The sequence below is a fragment of the Rhodopila sp. genome, assembly GCF_035548095.1.
In the GTDB taxonomy this organism is placed as follows: domain Bacteria; phylum Pseudomonadota; class Alphaproteobacteria; order Acetobacterales; family Acetobacteraceae; genus Rhodopila.
Genome location: NZ_DASZUV010000004.1, coordinates 290,693 through 305,859, shown reverse-complemented (window position 1 = coordinate 305,859; position 15,167 = coordinate 290,693). Strand labels below are relative to the sequence as shown.

Annotated in this window: 14 protein-coding genes; 7 read left to right on the top strand and 7 right to left on the bottom strand. The window is 67.0% G+C overall.

What is annotated here, in order from left to right:
• Positions 1 to 30 precede the first annotated feature (30 nt).
• Both VHC04_RS05695 and VHC04_RS05690 read left to right on the top strand, forming a co-directional pair.
• On the top strand, positions 31 to 435 hold the full coding sequence (locus VHC04_RS05695; protein WP_325678903.1) for an MAPEG family protein: 405 nt from the start codon (positions 31 to 33) through the stop codon (positions 433 to 435).
• A gap of 104 nt (positions 436 to 539) precedes the next feature.
• A complete protein-coding gene (locus VHC04_RS05690) occupies positions 540 to 2,342 on the top strand; it encodes a cation:proton antiporter (protein ID WP_325678901.1) in 1,803 nt (600 codons plus the stop codon).
• A gap of 137 nt (positions 2,343 to 2,479) precedes the next feature.
• Here VHC04_RS05690 and VHC04_RS05685 read toward each other — a convergent pair whose 3' ends face one another.
• The 3 genes from VHC04_RS05685 to VHC04_RS05675 all read right to left on the bottom strand — a co-directional run bounded on the left by VHC04_RS05685 (position 2,480) and on the right by VHC04_RS05675 (position 7,014).
• Positions 2,480 to 3,796: an MFS transporter gene (locus VHC04_RS05685; protein ID WP_325678899.1), complete on the bottom strand. Its 1,317-nt coding sequence runs from the start codon at positions 3,794 to 3,796 to the stop codon at positions 2,480 to 2,482.
• A gap of 72 nt (positions 3,797 to 3,868) precedes the next feature.
• On the bottom strand, positions 3,869 to 5,596 hold the full coding sequence (locus VHC04_RS05680) for a hydantoinase B/oxoprolinase family protein (RefSeq protein ID WP_325678897.1): 1,728 nt from the start codon (positions 5,594 to 5,596) through the stop codon (positions 3,869 to 3,871).
• 251 nt (positions 5,597 to 5,847) lie between these two features.
• Positions 5,848 to 7,014, bottom strand: coding sequence for a glycosyltransferase family 4 protein (locus tag VHC04_RS05675; protein WP_325678895.1), 1,167 nt, complete (start codon positions 7,012 to 7,014; stop codon positions 5,848 to 5,850).
• 212 nt (positions 7,015 to 7,226) lie between these two features.
• Between VHC04_RS05675 and VHC04_RS05670 the strand changes: the two genes are divergently transcribed.
• Positions 7,227 to 7,985, top strand: a complete 759-nt coding sequence (locus tag VHC04_RS05670; RefSeq protein ID WP_325678893.1) for an alpha/beta hydrolase — start codon at positions 7,227 to 7,229, stop codon at positions 7,983 to 7,985.
• Here the strand turns inward: VHC04_RS05670 and VHC04_RS05665 are convergent.
• From VHC04_RS05665 to VHC04_RS05650, 4 genes are read right to left on the bottom strand one after another with little or no spacing between them, the layout of a single operon-like run.
• Complete coding sequence (locus VHC04_RS05665; protein WP_325678891.1) at positions 7,941 to 8,786, bottom strand: SDR family NAD(P)-dependent oxidoreductase; 846 nt, start codon at positions 8,784 to 8,786, stop codon at positions 7,941 to 7,943. The genes VHC04_RS05670 and VHC04_RS05665 overlap by 45 nt on opposite strands.
• Entirely contained in the window at positions 8,783 to 9,532 is a 750-nt protein-coding gene (locus tag VHC04_RS05660) for an ABC transporter permease (protein ID WP_325678889.1), read from the bottom strand. The genes VHC04_RS05665 and VHC04_RS05660 overlap by 4 nt, the downstream gene beginning before the upstream one ends.
• Positions 9,529 to 10,263, bottom strand: a complete 735-nt coding sequence (locus VHC04_RS05655; RefSeq protein ID WP_325678887.1) for an ABC transporter ATP-binding protein — start codon at positions 10,261 to 10,263, stop codon at positions 9,529 to 9,531. Before VHC04_RS05655 ends, VHC04_RS05660 begins: the two co-directional genes overlap by 4 nt.
• A 7-nt stretch (positions 10,264 to 10,270) precedes the next feature.
• Positions 10,271 to 11,251 (bottom strand): ABC transporter substrate-binding protein, encoded by a 981-nt coding sequence (locus VHC04_RS05650; protein WP_325678886.1) that lies wholly within the window; start codon positions 11,249 to 11,251, stop codon positions 10,271 to 10,273.
• 60 nt (positions 11,252 to 11,311) lie between these two features.
• On the opposite strand from VHC04_RS05650, the gene VHC04_RS05645 reads away from it, so the two are divergent.
• From VHC04_RS05645 to VHC04_RS05630, 4 genes are all read left to right on the top strand, one after another.
• Positions 11,312 to 12,046, top strand: a complete 735-nt coding sequence (locus VHC04_RS05645) for an SDR family NAD(P)-dependent oxidoreductase (protein WP_325678883.1) — start codon at positions 11,312 to 11,314, stop codon at positions 12,044 to 12,046.
• Positions 12,043 to 12,750, top strand: coding sequence for an SDR family NAD(P)-dependent oxidoreductase (locus VHC04_RS05640; RefSeq protein WP_325678881.1), 708 nt, complete (start codon positions 12,043 to 12,045; stop codon positions 12,748 to 12,750). Before VHC04_RS05645 ends, VHC04_RS05640 begins: the two co-directional genes overlap by 4 nt.
• 368 nt (positions 12,751 to 13,118) lie before the next feature.
• The gene (locus VHC04_RS05635; RefSeq protein WP_325678879.1) at positions 13,119 to 14,075 is read left to right on the top strand and encodes a peptidyl-alpha-hydroxyglycine alpha-amidating lyase family protein; all 957 of its coding nucleotides are present in this window, start codon (positions 13,119 to 13,121) and stop codon (positions 14,073 to 14,075) included.
• A gap of 109 nt (positions 14,076 to 14,184) precedes the next feature.
• Complete coding sequence (locus VHC04_RS05630; RefSeq protein ID WP_325678877.1) at positions 14,185 to 15,108, top strand: DUF7700 domain-containing protein; 924 nt, start codon at positions 14,185 to 14,187, stop codon at positions 15,106 to 15,108.
• The last annotated feature ends 59 nt before the right edge of the window (positions 15,109 to 15,167 follow it).

Here is a 15,167-nt window from a genome sequence, read left to right as displayed (position 1 = left end):
GCAGGATAAGCCGTTTGCGGAGCCGCCGCCATGACCCTCGCCGACCTGATGTTGCTCGCGGCGGTCCTGCTGACCATCGCCACGATCGGCATCGCGAAGGCGACGGATGTCAAAGGCTTCGACAATGCCCGCCCGCGTGATCCCGGCTTCTATCAGGACCCGTTCCGCGCCCGCGCCCTGGCGGCGCATCAGAACGGGTTCGAGGTGTTTCCCTTCCTTGCCGCCGCCGTGATCCTGGCCGAGATGCGTCACGCGCCGCAGGCGTGGGTGGACGGGCTGGCGGTGGCGTTCATCCTGCTGCGGTTCGCCTATGTGGGCGCCTATCTGGCGGATCGTCCCACCATGCGATCCGTGGTGTGGGGCGCGGGCTTTGCCTGCAACCTGGGGATCTTCTTCCTGCCGTGGTGGTTCGCGCGGGGTGCCGGCGGCATGTGAGGCCGCCATCCTCCGGGACAAAAAAGCGCGATCGGGCGCGGTGGACCTCGGGAATCTGTCACAACGGTAACACCACCGCCATGCGTGGCTGTTAAAAGCAGGTGATGGAATCCGAAGCGCTTGACATCTATCTATACAAGGAAGCTCTGATCGTTCTGGGCGCGGCCGCCGTGGTCATCCCGTTGTTCCATCGCCTGCGGGTCAGCCCGGTGCTGGGGTTCATCCTGATCGGGGTGGTCGTCGGGCCGTTCGGACTTGCGCAGTTGACACCGGTCGTGCCCTGGATATCGGCGGTCACCATTTCGTCGGCGGACTCGATCACGCCGATCGCCCGGCTGGGCGTCGTCCTGCTGCTGTTCATGATCGGCCTGGAATTGTCGGCCGAGCGGCTGTGGCTCATGCGCCGGCTGGTGTTCGGCCTTGGCTTCCTGCAAGTGTCGCTGTGCGCCCTGGTGCTGGCCGGCGTCGCCATCCTGGCGAAACAGAGCTATGGCAGCGCCATCATCATCGGGTTCGTGATGACGATGTCGTCCACCGCCGTGGTGCTGCAGGTGCTGTCGGAGCGGAAGGAGGTCCACAGGCCTTTCGGCCGGGCCAGTTTCGCGATCCTGCTGTTTCAGGACCTGGCCGTGGTGCCGCTGCTGTTTGCCTTGACCGCGCTGGCCCCGGGCAGTGACACCGATTCCCTGGCCGGGTTGGGCTATGCCGCCATTCGCGCGGTGACGGCGGTCGTCCTGATCGTCGGGGTCGGCCGGCTGGTGCTGCGCCCGCTGTTCCGCAGCGTCGCCCGCACCCACAGCAGCGATCTGTTCGTGGCCGCCTGCCTGCTGGTGGTGATCGCCACGGGCCTGGCGGCCTCATCGGCCGGCCTGTCGATGGCGGTCGGTGCGCTGGTCGGCGGCCTGCTGCTGGCCGGCACCGAATACCGCCGCCAGGTCGAGGTGACGATAGACCCGTTCAAAGGCCTGTTCATCGGCGTGTTCCTGATTTCGGTCGGCATGGGCCTGCACCTGCCGACCCTGGTGGCTCACCCGCTGATGGTCGCGGTGGCCGTGGTCGGGCTGATCACGCTGAAGGCGCTGGTGATCGTGCCGTTGGGCCGCCTGTTCGGCATGAGCTGGCGGCATGGCCTGCGCATGGGGCTGTTGCTGGGGCCGGGCGGTGAGTTCGCGTTCGTCACCATGGGCCTGGCGGAGGCGGACGGTTTTCTGGATGCCCAGACCTCGGAAGTGCTGCTGTTCGCGACGGCGCTGACCATGGCGGCCATTCCGCTGCTGTCAAAGCTGGGCCAGGCGCTCGCGCCCCGCCAGGTCGCCGACATCGAAGCGAGCTTGCGAATCCCACAGGTATCGGATGCGCTGCCGCGCGTCATCATCGCCGGCTTCGGACGCGTCGGCCAGACGGTTGCCACCATGCTGGCGGTCCACAAGGTGCCGTATGTCGCGATCGACAATGACCCGGACCGGGTCGCGCAGGAGCGTGGCCGCGGCAAGCCGGTCTATTACGGAGACATGACACAGGTCGATCTGCTGCGGCACCTGCATCTTGACACCGCGCGCGCCCTGGTCGTGACGCTGGATGACCCGCCGATCGCCGAGGCACTGGTCGCCGCCGCGCGGTCCGAACGATCTGACCTCATGATCGTCGCGCGGGCCCGGGATGCCCGGCATGCGGCGCAGCTCTATCGGGCAGGCGTCTCGGACGCGGTCCCCGAGACGATCGAGGCAAGCCTGCAGCTGTCCGAGGCCGTGCTGGTCGATGTCGGGGTTCCGATGGGGCCGGTCATCGCCACCATTCATGAGCAGCGGGCGTCGTTGCAGTCCGAAATCAAGGCGATGGCGCCCAACGCCGTCGTGCGGCTGCTGGGCCGCAACCGGCTACGCGACCGGGTGCGGCCGACGACATAGATGCCGGCATGGATCGGGGACGGCCGGACCCGGCCCGGTGCAAAAGAGCCGGGTTCGGCAAGGGGCCAGGAGTGCGCCAGCCCGGCAGCAGCCAGTCCGATAAAATCCCAGTCCGGACCCGCCCGATCTGAACCGGGTCAGTTCGCTTGGGATTCCGCGGCGTCGGGAATCCGGTCCACGGCGTTGTTCTGGATATCGAGGAAGAAGGCGCACACGGCCGCGGAGATGAAGCCGAAGATGGCCAGTCCGTATAATCCGCCCGAGAAGCTGCCGGTCAGATCCTTCATCACGCCGACATACCAGGGACCGAAGAAGCCCCCCAGGTTGCCGATCGAGTTGATCCACGCGATCGTTGCCGCGGCGGCCGTGCCGGTCAGGAACATCGGCGGCATCGCCCAGAACGGTCCCTTCGTGCCGTAGAAGCCCATCGCCGCGATCGTCATGCCGACCAGGGCCCACCAGGTGCCCATCGTCAGTCCTGCCAGGACCAGGCCGGCGGTGGACAGCATGCAGGTCCAGAACAGGCACCAGCGCCGCTCATTCAACCGGTCCGACAGCCAGGCCCAGCCCAGCAGCGAGAAGGTGGCGGCGATATAGGGGATCATCGTCAGCCAGCCGACCGCCATGTTGCTGGTAACACCCAGCGACTTGATGATCTGCGGAATGAAGATCAGCTGTCCCAGGCTGGCGGTGACGATGCCCAGGTAGTTCAGCGACAGCAGCAGCACCTTCCAGTCGAACATCGCCTGCCACATACCGAACTTCTTCACCGAGTCCTTGGACACGCGCTCCCGCTCGATGGTGCCGACGAGCCAGGTCCGCTCGGGCTCCGTCAGCCATTTCGCCTGCGCGGGCTTGTCCACCAGCACCAGCAGGACGACGATGCCGATCAGGATGGTCGGCACAGCCTCGAAGATGAACATGTGCTGCCAGCCGCGTAGGCCGAGCAGGCCGTCCAGCGACAGCAGCGCGGTGGAGACCGGCGCCCCCAGCGCGACCGCGACCGGCAGGCCGACGAGGAAGCCCGACATGATGCGTGCGTGGTGGTAGTGCGGAAACCAGTACGTGAAATACAATACCAGGCCGGGGAAGAAGCCGGCCTCGGCGACGCCGAGAAAGAAGCGCACGACCGCGAAGCTGGTAGGGCCGGCGACGAAGGCGGTCAGGCCGGACAGGATGCCCCAGGTGATCATGATCCGCGCGATCCACAGGCGGGCGCCGACCTTTTCCATGACGATGTTGCTGGGGACCTCGAACAGGAAGTAGCCCCAGTAGAAGGTTCCGACCGAGAAACCAAAATCCGCCGCGCTCATCTGCAGGTCGCCGCGCATTGTCAGCGCGGCGAAGCCGACATTGATCCGGTCGATGTAACACAGGAAATAGGTCAGCAGCGCGATCGGCAACAGGCGCATATAAACCTTGCGCAGCGCCGACCGCTGGACGGCATCAGTCATGGAAGTCTCCCACCTTCAGGGTGTGTGCCGTTTTCGGCTTACCATTCGGTAATGAGAGACTAACACGAGGGATCAGGCACGCAAGCGAGCGGTCTCCTCGGGATCCGCCACACCCTCGGCATTGACGGCGACCTTATAGAGCGTCCTGGCGTTGTCGCGGGACACAAGGCCGTCGCGGACGTCGCGGGCGACCAGGTCCGGATCGCGGTCCGTCGGGTTGCCCATGCCGGCGCCGCCGGGCAGTTCCAGGATAAGCCGCTCGCCATCGGGGATCACTTGCAGGCCCTTGACCCGCAGGACCGTGCCGGATTTGTGGGCGACACGGCCCTTCGCGCCATCCAGCCCGCCCTCCCGCCCGCGCGGGGCGTGACCGATGCGGTCGAAGCTCGCATTCACCGCGAACTCCAGGTCGCCCTTGGTGGCGATTTCCATCACCTGTCCGACGCCGCCGCGGGTGCGGCCGGCGCCCCCTGAATCCGGCTTCAGCTCCTTCCGCCAGATCACGATCGGGGCAACGTTCTCGGTCGCCTCCACCGGCATGGTCCGCACGCCGGAGGGGAAGGCCGTGGCGTTCAGCCCGTCACTGGTCGGCCGGGCGCCGGTGCCGCCGGAGTTGAAGGTGATGATCTCGAAATCGTCGATCACCGGCCGGTTGCCGCTTCCCTGGCCCGACACGCCGCTGCCGCCGCGCAACGGCGGGTTCCACAGCGCGGAGGCACCCTCGGCCGTCACGCGTTCCGGCACTACCTGGTGCAGGCAGCCCATCATCAGGTCGGGCAGCAGGTGACCGATGACATGGCGCACCGAGACCGGGTAGGGACGCGGGGCGTTCAGGATGCAGCCTTCCGGGATCTTCATCCGGAACGGCGCCAAGGACGCCCAGTTGTTCGGAATGTCCGGCGCCACCACGCATTTGATCCCGAAGCAGGAATAAGCGCGGCAATAGGCCGCCGGGACGTTGATGCCGCGCGACGACAGGCCGGACGTGCCGGTGAAATCCACCTCGATCGTATCGCCGCCGATCGTCATGGCGGCGGCGAGGCGGACCGGTTCCTCATACCCGTCGGAGAAGATGTCGTTGCTGTAGGTGCCGGCCGGCAGCCTGGCGATCTCGGCGACCGTCGCGCGGCGGGAGCTGTCGAAGATGAAGCCGGCCAGCTCGTCCAGACCGTCCATCTCGAACTCGTCCATCATCTCCCGCAGCCGGCGGACACCGGCATCGTTGCAGGCGCACAGCGAATAGATGTCGCCCTCCAGCTCCACCGGCAGGCGGGAACCGGCTCGGATGAAGTCGAAGAAGGTCTCGTTGGCCCGGCCCTGGTCGAAGCATTTGACGATCGGGATGTACATGCCTTCCTCGAACACCGATCGTGCCTCGGGGCCCATGCCGAGGCCGCCGATGTCGATGACATGGGCGGTGTTGGCGAACAGGCCGACGATCTCGCCGCGATGGAAGGCCGGCGTCACGACGGTCAGGTCGTGCAGGTGGCCGGTGCCCAGCCAGGGATCATTGGTAATGTAATGATCGCCGGGCCGCATGGTCTCGGCGGGGAATTTCTTCAGGAAGTGGCCGACCGATTCCGCCATCGAATTGACATGACCCGGCGTGCCGGTCACCGCCTGCGCCATCATCCGCCCCTGCAGGTCGAAGATGCCGGCGGACAGGTCCCCGGCCTCGCGCACGGTGGTGGAGAAGGCGGTGCGGATCATGATCTGCGCCTGCTCCTCCACCACCGCGATCAGGCGGTTCCACATGACCTGGCGATGGATCTGGGCGAGGGCATCGGTCTCACGCGACATGCGATTGGCGGCTCCGGACTCGGCTCGTTGCACGGTTCGTCGTACGGTTGTCTTCTATAGGATGATTGCACCCGATCGCCTGCCGTCTCGTCGGACGGCTTGTGGATACAAGTCGGGATCGATCATCACATCGACTGCGTTCACGCCGATCCTCGGACGACGGGGGTTTGGCCTGCGGCGACGATGCCATAAGGCGGGGTTTCCCGCCATGGGCCTTGATGCGATGCCTTGGGACGCCGGCGGTCGGCGGATCAGGGCTGCTCGGGCGTCAGCACCGCCTCCCCGGGCGTCAGCACCGCCTCATAGACGTCCAGCGTCGCCTCCTGCATGGCCCTCACCGTCGGCACGGAGGCGCGTGCCCGGGCGCCCAGCGCGGCACGGACTTCCGGATCGAGGTCCAGCGCGTGGGCCAGCATCCCCGCCAATGCTTCGGCGTCGCCCGGAGGCACGCGCCAACCGGTTTCCCCATGCCGCACCGTCTCGACCGGGCCGCCGAGGTCGGCGGCAATCACCGGCCGTGCCATTGCCTGCGCCTCGATCACCACGCGGCCGAAGGCTTCCGGCTGGGTCGAGGCGTGCACCACGACATCGGCCAGCATCAGCGCCGCGGGCATGTCGTCGCACTGGCCGACCAGACGGAGCTGCTCTGCGATGCCCAGCGTCGCAGCCTGCCGCTGCAACGCCTCGGCGTAACGGTGCCGGCCCTGATGACTGCCCACCAGCACCGCCATCACGTTGCGCCTGCCGAGGCGCGCGACGGCATCCAGCAGGACGCCATGGCCCTTCCAGGCGGTCAGCCGACCGGGCAGCATGACCACGTGGGCATCGTGCGGCAGGGACCAGGCTTCGGCCAGCCTGGCGATGCGCGACCCGCTGACCGCCGCCGGGTCGAACAGGGCCGGGTCCACGCCGCGTGGGATCACGCGGATTCGCTGCTCCGGCACGCCATGTTGCCGCATCACAAGGTCGGCGATGAAGCGGCTGGCGGCGATCACGATCTGGCTGCGCGCCATGACGGCATTATAAGCCCGCTTGAACGGCAGATCCTCGCTATAGGTCCCATGATACGTGGTGACGAAAGGTACCCCGGTCCGCTGACTGGCCAGCCAGGCCGACCAGGCCGGCGCCCGTGACCGGGCATGCACCAGCGACACGCGGTGCTCGCGGATGATCTGCTCCAGCAGGCCGGCGTTGCGCCAGATGCGCCAGGGGGTTTTGCTGGCCAGTGGCAGCGTCAGATGCGTACCGCCCGCCCGCTCGACCAGCCGCACCATGGGGCCGCCGGCGCTGGCCACCAGCGCGACGCCCTCGGCCTCTGCGATGGCCTGGGTGATCTCCACGGTGCCGCGCTCCACTCCGCCGGTCACCAGCGACGGCAACACCTGAAGAATGACGGGCGACTCGGCCGGATCTGGCATCGCGGCAAGGTAACATGGATTGAAGACGCCGGGACGGGCCATACGGCATGGCGGGAACGCGACGGCGCGGGATCGCGACGGCCTCCGGTTGGCGGTGGCACCGCAGGCGGATATCGTCGACAGTGGCACCGGGGTTTGCCGCGCCACCGTCCCCGCTGGCCGGCGGCAGGCCCTCCATCCTGAACGGGCTGTTTTCCGGGACTCCGACCCAGATGCAAGAGACGCAAGGCCGCCTGGATCGCGGCAATGGCACCCACCTCGCGTGGATCAAGCTGGAAGGCACCGGCCCCACGGTCGTCTTCCTGCCCGGTTTCCGCAGCGACATGAGCGGCGACAAGGCTACCGCCCTGGCGGCATTCTGCGCGGCCCGAGGCCAAGCCATGCTGCGCTTCGATTACTCCGGCCATGGTGCCAGCAGCGGCGATTTCCTTCAGGGTACCATCGGGACCTGGGCAGCCGACGCGCTGGCGGCGATCGACGCGCTGACAGCCGGCCCGCTGATCCTGATCGGCTCCTCCATGGGGGGCTGGATCGCGCTGTTGACGGCGCTGGCACGCCCCGCACGCGTGACCGGCCTGATCGGCATCGCCGCCGCGCCGGATTTCACCCAGCGCCTGATGTGGGATTCGATGACGCCAGCGGAGCAAGCCACACTTCGCCGCGATGGCGTGCTGCATGTACCTAGCCAGTATGGCGATCCGACGCCGATCACGATGAAGCTGATCGAGGACGGCGCGCGTCATCACGTTCTGACGGGCGCCATGCCGATCCGTTGCCCCATGCGCCTGCTGCACGGCCAGGCGGACCCGGACGTGCCTTGGGAACTGGCATTGCGTATCGCGGAGCAGGCGGAGACGGCGGATGTGCGCGTGATCCTGGTGAAGGACGGCGACCATCGGCTGTCCCGGCCATCCGATCTCGCGCTGCTACGAACGACCCTGCTCGGCCTGCTCGGCCAGGATGGCGCGTAGCCCCTCGCGATAGGTCGGATACAGCCAGGATATTCCCAGCGTCGCCTTGGTCTTCGCGTTGGCGACCTTGCGGTTTTCCATCCAGAAGCTGCGCGCCATCGGGCTCATGCCGGCCTCGATCTCGGCGAAGGGGAAGGCGGTTGCCGGTGGTACGCCCAGCAGCGCGGCGGCTTCCTCCACCACGCGGGCGGGTTCGGCCGGTTCATCGTCGGACAGGTTGAACACACGACGGCCGGGCGGCGCATCCTGACGCATCGCCGCAACAACGGCCCGGGCGATGTCATCGCGATGGATGCGCCCGAACGCATGTCCAGGCTTGATGATCCGCCGCGCCCTGCCCGCCTTGATGTCATCCAGCGCGGAGCGGCCGGCGCCGTAAATTCCCGCCAGCCGGAACAAATCCACCGCGTGGCGATCGGCGAACGCCGCCCACTCCGCTTCGATCGTCGCGCGGATCACGCCGCGGGTCTGGGTAGGGGCGGGGGGCGTGTCCTCCGTGATCCAGCCGCCGTCGCGATTGCCGTAGACCGCGGTGGTGGACAAGTAGCCGATCCAGCGCAGCGCCGGCGCTGCTTCGATCCGGTCGCGATAGCGGGCCAGCACCGGATCGACCCCGTCCTGCGGGCCTGCCGTGGTCAGCAGGTGCGTGGCCTCGACGATCGCGGTGTCGGCGGCCTCGAACGGGATCGTGCCGGGCGTCCCGGAACGCGATGTTGCCGTGACGGAAAACCCCGCCGCCGCGGCGTTCCGAGCGATCGCCGTGCCGCTATAGCCGAGGCCGAAAATCAGCAGGCGGCTCATGCTTCTCCTCGCCGGCGCAGGATCGCATGGCCGATCGCGCCCAGTCCGAAATTCATCACGATCCCGGCCAGCGCCAGCAGCACCAGGGCGGCGAACATGCGCGGCATCTCCAGCCGGAAGCTGGCTTCCAGGATACGGTAGGCTAATCCGGAGGCGAAGCCGCCCGATCCCGCCACCAACTCGGCCACCACCGCGCCAACCAGCGCCAGCCCGCCGGAAATGCGCAGCCCGGTCAGGAAATACGGCAGCGCGGCAGGCAGGCGCAGCAGGCGCAGCGTCTGCCACCGCCCGGCTCCATAGAGCTGGAACAGGTCGTTCAGCTCCGCGGGCGGCGAGGCAAGGCCGGTTGCCGTGTTGGCGAACAGCGGGAAGAACGCGACGATGGTGGCGCAGACCACCAGCGCGGAGAAGGGATCGCCGACCCAGATGATGATGAGCGGCGCGATGGCGGGCAGCGGCGTCACCTGCATGGCCACGGCCCAGGGCTGGATCGCCGCCTGCGCCAGGCGGCTGGCGGACATCGCGACCGCCATCGCCACGCCCAGCACCGCCGCCACGCCCAGCGCGGCAAAGGTCACCAGCAGGGTGGACGCCAACGATCCGAGCAGACCCAACGGATCGGCGGCAAAGGCGCCGATGATGGCGATCGGACCGGGGAGTTGATAGACCGGCACGCCGAACAGGCCGACCGCGCCCTGCCACAATGCGAGGGCCAGCAGGCCGAACAGGGCCGGTGCATATCTCACCGCAGCGCCTCGGCCATGGTCCGGCTGATATCGGCGACCAGTGCGGCGTACTCGGCTGACAGCCGCCGTTGCGGCCCGTCCTCCAGCGTCGAATCGATCTCCCGCTCGATACGGCCGGGGCGGGGTGTCATCAGCACGATGCGGCGGGCGAGGAAGGCCGCCTCATAGATCGAGTGGGTCACGAACACGACGGTGCAGCCGGCCGATCGCCACAGAAGGCGGAGATCCTCCTGCAGCCGGTTGCGGGTGAACTCGTCCAGCGCGGCGAACGGCTCATCCATCAGCAACAGGCGCGGCCGGGTCACCAGCGCCCTGGCGATCGACACCCGCATGCGCATACCGCCAGAGAGCTGGCGCGGATGCGAACGCTCGAAGCCCTGCAGGCCCACGCGTGCCAGCGCCTGGTGCACCAATGGCATCGCCTCGCCGCGGGACTGGCCGCGCAGGCGCAGCGGCAGGAAGACATTGTCCTCGGCGGTGGCCCAGGGCAGCAGGGTGGCGTCCTGGAACACGAACCCGATATCGCCGGCCATGGGTGCCCGATCATCCCACGCCAGGTGGCCGCCATCGGGCTGGTCCAGGCCGGCGATCAGCCGCAGCAGGGTCGATTTGCCGCAACCGGACGGACCCAGCAGCGCGATGAAATCGGCCTTGTTCAGCCGCAGGGTGGCGTCGCGTAACGCCTCGGTCCCGTTCGGGAAACGGCGTCCGACCTGGCAGATGCTCAGCACGGATGCGTCAGGGTTGCAGGCCGACCTTTCTGTTAACAAATTGCAACGTATAGGCCTTGGTGACATCCATGTCCTTGGGATACAGGCCCCATTCCACGGTCGTCCTGTAGAACGCCGCCCAGCGCTCATCCGTCATGGCGCCGATCCCCAGCTTCGCCGCGTCGCCCGATTCAAGGATGCCGTTGGTCTTCAGCGCGGTGCGGCCGTAATCGAGCAGCGCCTGCGTCATCTCCGGATTCTCCTTGAGGATCAGAGCGTTTCCAGGGGCCGGATCGCCGTTCAGATAGGACACCCAGCCGAGGATCGACGCGTCGATGAAGCGCTGCACCAGGTCCGGCTTGTCCTTGATCAACTTGTCGGAGGTGGCGATCAGGCTGGAGTAGCCCTTGAACCCGCCATCCGCGACCAGCAGCACAACCGGTTGCTGCCCGGTGGCCTGCTGGATGGAGAACGGCTCCGACCCCAAATAGCCCTGCTGCACCGCCTTCGGATCCGCCAGGAACGGCGCCAGATTGAATGTGTAGGGCCGGATCTGGCTGTCGGTATAGCCGAATTTCGCCTTCAGGAAGTTCCACCAGCCGACGCGCGTGTCGCCGCTGATCATGATGGGCTTGCCCTTCAGTGCCGTAAAGCTGTCATTGCCCTGGCCCGGATGAGCGATCAGCACCGCCGGGTCTTTCTGGAACATCGCTGCCACCGCCCGGAACGGAATGTTTTCCTTCACGAAGTTCAGCGCCAGAAAGGAGTTGCCGGTGATATTGAAGTCCAGCCGCCCCGCCAGCAGAAGCTGCGTGTGGTTCACCTGCGGGCCGCCCTGGCGGATTGTGACGTCGAGACCGGCCTTCTGATATAGCCCGGTGGCCAGCGCCTGATAGTAGCCGCCATATTCGGCCTCGGCTTTCCAATCCAGCCCGAAGGTGATCTTGTCATTGGCCTGCGCGGCGAAAGGGGCCAGCAGCAGGATCAGCATCGCGGCGAGGCGGCGCATCGGACATTCCCGTTTGTGATCGATCGCGCCGAGAATGGCAGCAATGAACCAGGAGGCAAGATGGCAGGCAGCATCGGTTTTGGCCTGGCGGGACGGCGCGCCATCGTCACCGGGCATCGCGGCGGCATTGGCGGCGCCATCGCGTCGGTTCTGGCGGAGGATGGTGCCGAGGTGATCGGTCTGGACCTGCCGGATTTCGACCTGTCCGACACCGACACGCTGGAAGCCCGCCTGGCGGCGGTGATCGAGACGCGGGGCCCGGCCGATATCCTGGTCAACAATGCCGGCGTCACCGTCCTGGGATCGGTGCTGGAAACATCACTGGCCGAGGTCGAGCGCGTGTTCCGGGTGAATTTCCTCGCCGCCTACGCGCTGATGCGTGCGGTGCTGCCGGGGATGGTGGCAAGGGGCAGGGGGGCGATCGTCAACATTGCCTCCGACCAGGCCCTGATCGGCAAGCAGGTGAGCGCCGCCTACGGTGCGTCGAAGGCCGCCATTGCCCAACTGTCGCGATCCGCTGCGCTCGACTGGGCGCGGCATGGCATAAGGGTGAACTGCATCGCCCCCGGCAGCACCGATACCGCCATGCTGGCGACGGTGATCGGGGACCTGGCGGCGAGATATCCGGACCGGTTTCCGGTGTCTTCGGCCGACGCGTACAAGGGGGGCGTGCCGCTTGGCCGCTTCGCCGACCCGCGGGAGATCGCGATGGCGGTGGCCTTCCTCGCATCCGACGCGGCGTCCTTCATCACCGGCGTGATCCTGCCGGTGGATGGCGGCGGGACGGCGCAATGACGGCACCGGCGGCGCGCCAGGCGGTTGTCACCGGCGGCACGCGGGGTATCGGCCTGGCGGTGGCCGACCGGCTGGCGGCCGAGGGCTGGTCGGTCCTGACCCTGGCGCGCAGGCCGGTCGCGGCGCATCCGCATCGCTTCACGGCGTGTGACGTGACCGATCCGGCGGCGGTCCGGGCGGCGCTTGGGCCATTGGACCGGGTGGACGCGCTGGTAACCTGCGCCGGCCTGGCGGGGGCCAACCGGTTGGAGGGCGATGACGCGCTGTGGCACGCCATCATCGATACCAACCTTCATGGCACCTACCATGCCTGCAAGGCGGTGCTGCCGAAGCTGCCGGACGGCACCGGCCGGATCGTCACCATCGCCTCGGTCCTGGGGCTGCGCGGCGTGGCGGACCAGACCGCCTATTGCGCGGCCAAGCACGGCGTCATCGGCTTCACCCGCGCGCTGGCCTTGGCGGCGGCCCCGCGTGGCATCACGGTCAATGCGCTGTGCCCCGGCTGGGTGGAGACCGCCATGGCGCATCAACGCTATGCGGAGCTTGGGATCACGCCCGCCGAGGCGGCATCCACCGTGCCGACCGGCCATGTGGCGACGCCGGAGGATGTCGCCGACGCGGTCGTGTGGCTGCTGCGTCCGGGCTCGCGCGGCATCACCGGGCACGCTTTGCCCATCGACGGGGGGACATTGGCGCTGCCATGATGGGCAGTGGCTCGAATAGGAAGTGCCTGGGATGGGCAGTGGTTGGGATGGGCAGTGGCTGGCCGCCGGCGCGAATCGTGCTCGTGAATCCGCGAATCGGCCCCTTGAATCAAAGAGTTGATAAAGCACCACAGGGTCAACCTGACCCTGTCATGCTTTTTAGGCCAGCGCTTCTGCATGGACGGTGGCATCTCCAGCACCTGGGCGCACACCGATGTCGTATCTGAATCGGAACGGACGCTGGTGATCAGGCACCAAGGATCAGGCCGTTCCGGGCACAACCCTCGCGCATCCGTCATCGGATTGGCGCTGGCACCGCCTCGTGCCAGTTCCCGTACAAGCACCCGTACAAGCAAGGGAGAAGACGCATGGTCATGCTCGGCAGCGGCGAATATCGATACGAACCGGTGGAGGGTTGGGCGAAACTTCCGCCCGGCTGGTCGTTCAAGGAAATCGGCGGCGTCGGCGTGGACAGCAAGGACAACGTCTACGTCTTCAACCGCGGCGAGCATCCGATGATCGTATTCGACCGCGACGGCAATTTCGTGCGCTCCTGGGGGGAGGGCCTGTTCACCCGTGCGCACGGCGTTTACGTGGCGCCGGATGAGACGTTGTGGCTGACCGATGACGGCGATCACTCGGTGCGGCAATGCAGCCTGGACGGCAAGGTGCTGCTGACATTGGGCACGCCCGGCAAACCCGCGCCGTATATGAGCGGGGAGCCGTTTCACCGCTGCACCCATACGGCGATGGCGCCGAACGGGGACATCTATGTCTCGGACGGCTACGGCAATTCGCGCGTTCACAGATACGCGCCGGACGGCCGGCTGCTGCTGTCCTGGGGCGGTCCCGGCACCGATCCGGGTGAGTTCAACATTGCCCACAACATCACATGCGACGCGGATGGCTGGGTCTATGTCGCGGATCGGGAGAACCACCGGGTCCAGGTTTTCGACGGCAATGGAAAATACGAGACGCAGTGGAACAACCTGCACCGGCCATGCGGATTGTTCATGCCGGCCGGGAAATGTCCTGTTTGTTACATAGGCGAGCTGGGACCGACGCAGCCGGTGAACCGCAACCTGCCGAACCTGGGCCCCCGCGTGTCGATCGTCGATCACACCGGCAAGCGGATTTCCCGTCTGGGCGGCCTGGGCCCGGGGCTGGGGATTGACCAGTTCATGGCTCCGCACGGTCTGTGTGTCGACAGTCGTGGTGACATCTATGTCGGCGAAGTCTCCTGGACCAACTGGCCGCAGACCTTCCCCGATCAGCCGCGGCCCGATGATCTGCGGTCGCTGCGGAAGTTCCGCCGCGTCGGTTAGAGCGCGATCGCCTGAACTCGGTTTACCGGTTGGTCGGCGGGCCGGTCTTGCGATCGGGGTCCATCCTCTCCTACGCTGGTGCAAAACCCAGACAGAGGAGCGCTCACGCATGCCCCAATCACCGGGAACACGCTTTACCGCCGCGCCGCTCAGCTTCATCGTCCGCCACCAGCTCTGGGACGGCAATGTCGAGGACCATGTCGACCAGGGCGTCTCGATCGAGGTGACGGCCGAGATCCTGGGCAAGGAGGCCGTGCTGTTGCGGTTCAACTGCTTCGACCTCGAGCCCAGCTATATCTATGGTCCCGAGAACGCCGAGCTGAGCACGCCCGGCCGGGTCGGCGGCGGGATGGGCGTGCATTGCCGGATGGACCCGATCGTCGACGGCAACCCGATCGGCTGGACCATTCGGGTTCTGGGCCGGAAGCTGCCGCAGATGCTCGAGCGGGCCGGCTATCCGGCGATCGCCGCGTCGACCGACATGGATGCGGTGCGCCGTCTGCTGCCCGAGGTCGAGGCCTGCGCGCGGGACATGTTCGTCGCCAAGCGCAACACGGTGAAGCACAACCGTGGCACTGACATGTTCGAGGCCGGCAATATCCGCTTCGGCCTGGAGATGCGGCGCCTGAAGAATGGCGATGGCGGCCTGGCCCTGCATGTCCTGGCCGATATCGGCGGTTCGAAGGGCAAGGCCTATGTGGAGGAGACCGAGCTTCTGGCGTTCGACTGCTTCTGGAACGGCGCGCACTATCATTATGGTCCGCGCAACAAGAACCACCGGATCAACTGGGACCTGACGGTTGTCGACGATCCGCTGGCATGGACCTTCGAGCAGCTGGAGAATCGCCGCCTGCGCGCGATGATCGAACGCGCCGGCTATCCCGGCATCGCGGCCGATCTGGATGAGGGCAAGATAGCCGAGGTCCTGCCGGCGCTTAAGAAGCGGGCCTTCGAGATGTATGAGGAGGGTGAGCGGTTGACCGGCCACAAGGGCCTGCCGCTGGAATTCACGCCAAATCTCGCCGCGGAATAGACGTCGGCGCCGCGGTCCGCGGCCGTCGCGTGCGGATCTTTGGATGCTGCCTTCTCGTC

Excerpts from the sequence above, each read along its gene's own strand:
- VHC04_RS05695 (WP_325678903.1), top strand. The coding sequence starts at position 31 with ATGACCCTCGCCGACCTGATGTTGCTCGCGGCGGTCCTGCTGACCATC.
- VHC04_RS05685 (WP_325678899.1), bottom strand. The coding sequence starts at position 3,796 with ATGACTGATGCCGTCCAGCGGTCGGCGCTGCGCAAGGTTTATATGCGC.
- VHC04_RS05630 (WP_325678877.1), top strand. The coding sequence starts at position 14,185 with ATGCCCCAATCACCGGGAACACGCTTTACCGCCGCGCCGCTCAGCTTC.
- VHC04_RS05640 (WP_325678881.1), top strand. The coding sequence starts at position 12,043 with ATGACGGCACCGGCGGCGCGCCAGGCGGTTGTCACCGGCGGCACGCGG.
- VHC04_RS05635 (WP_325678879.1), top strand. The coding sequence starts at position 13,119 with ATGGTCATGCTCGGCAGCGGCGAATATCGATACGAACCGGTGGAGGGT.
- VHC04_RS05650 (WP_325678886.1), bottom strand. The coding sequence starts at position 11,251 with ATGCGCCGCCTCGCCGCGATGCTGATCCTGCTGCTGGCCCCTTTCGCC.
- VHC04_RS05690 (WP_325678901.1), top strand. The coding sequence starts at position 540 with ATGGAATCCGAAGCGCTTGACATCTATCTATACAAGGAAGCTCTGATC.
- VHC04_RS05665 (WP_325678891.1), bottom strand. The coding sequence starts at position 8,786 with ATGAGCCGCCTGCTGATTTTCGGCCTCGGCTATAGCGGCACGGCGATC.
- VHC04_RS05680 (WP_325678897.1), bottom strand. The coding sequence starts at position 5,596 with ATGTCGCGTGAGACCGATGCCCTCGCCCAGATCCATCGCCAGGTCATG.
- VHC04_RS05675 (WP_325678895.1), bottom strand. The coding sequence starts at position 7,014 with ATGCCAGATCCGGCCGAGTCGCCCGTCATTCTTCAGGTGTTGCCGTCG.
- VHC04_RS05670 (WP_325678893.1), top strand. The coding sequence starts at position 7,227 with ATGCAAGAGACGCAAGGCCGCCTGGATCGCGGCAATGGCACCCACCTC.
- VHC04_RS05645 (WP_325678883.1), top strand. The coding sequence starts at position 11,312 with ATGGCAGGCAGCATCGGTTTTGGCCTGGCGGGACGGCGCGCCATCGTC.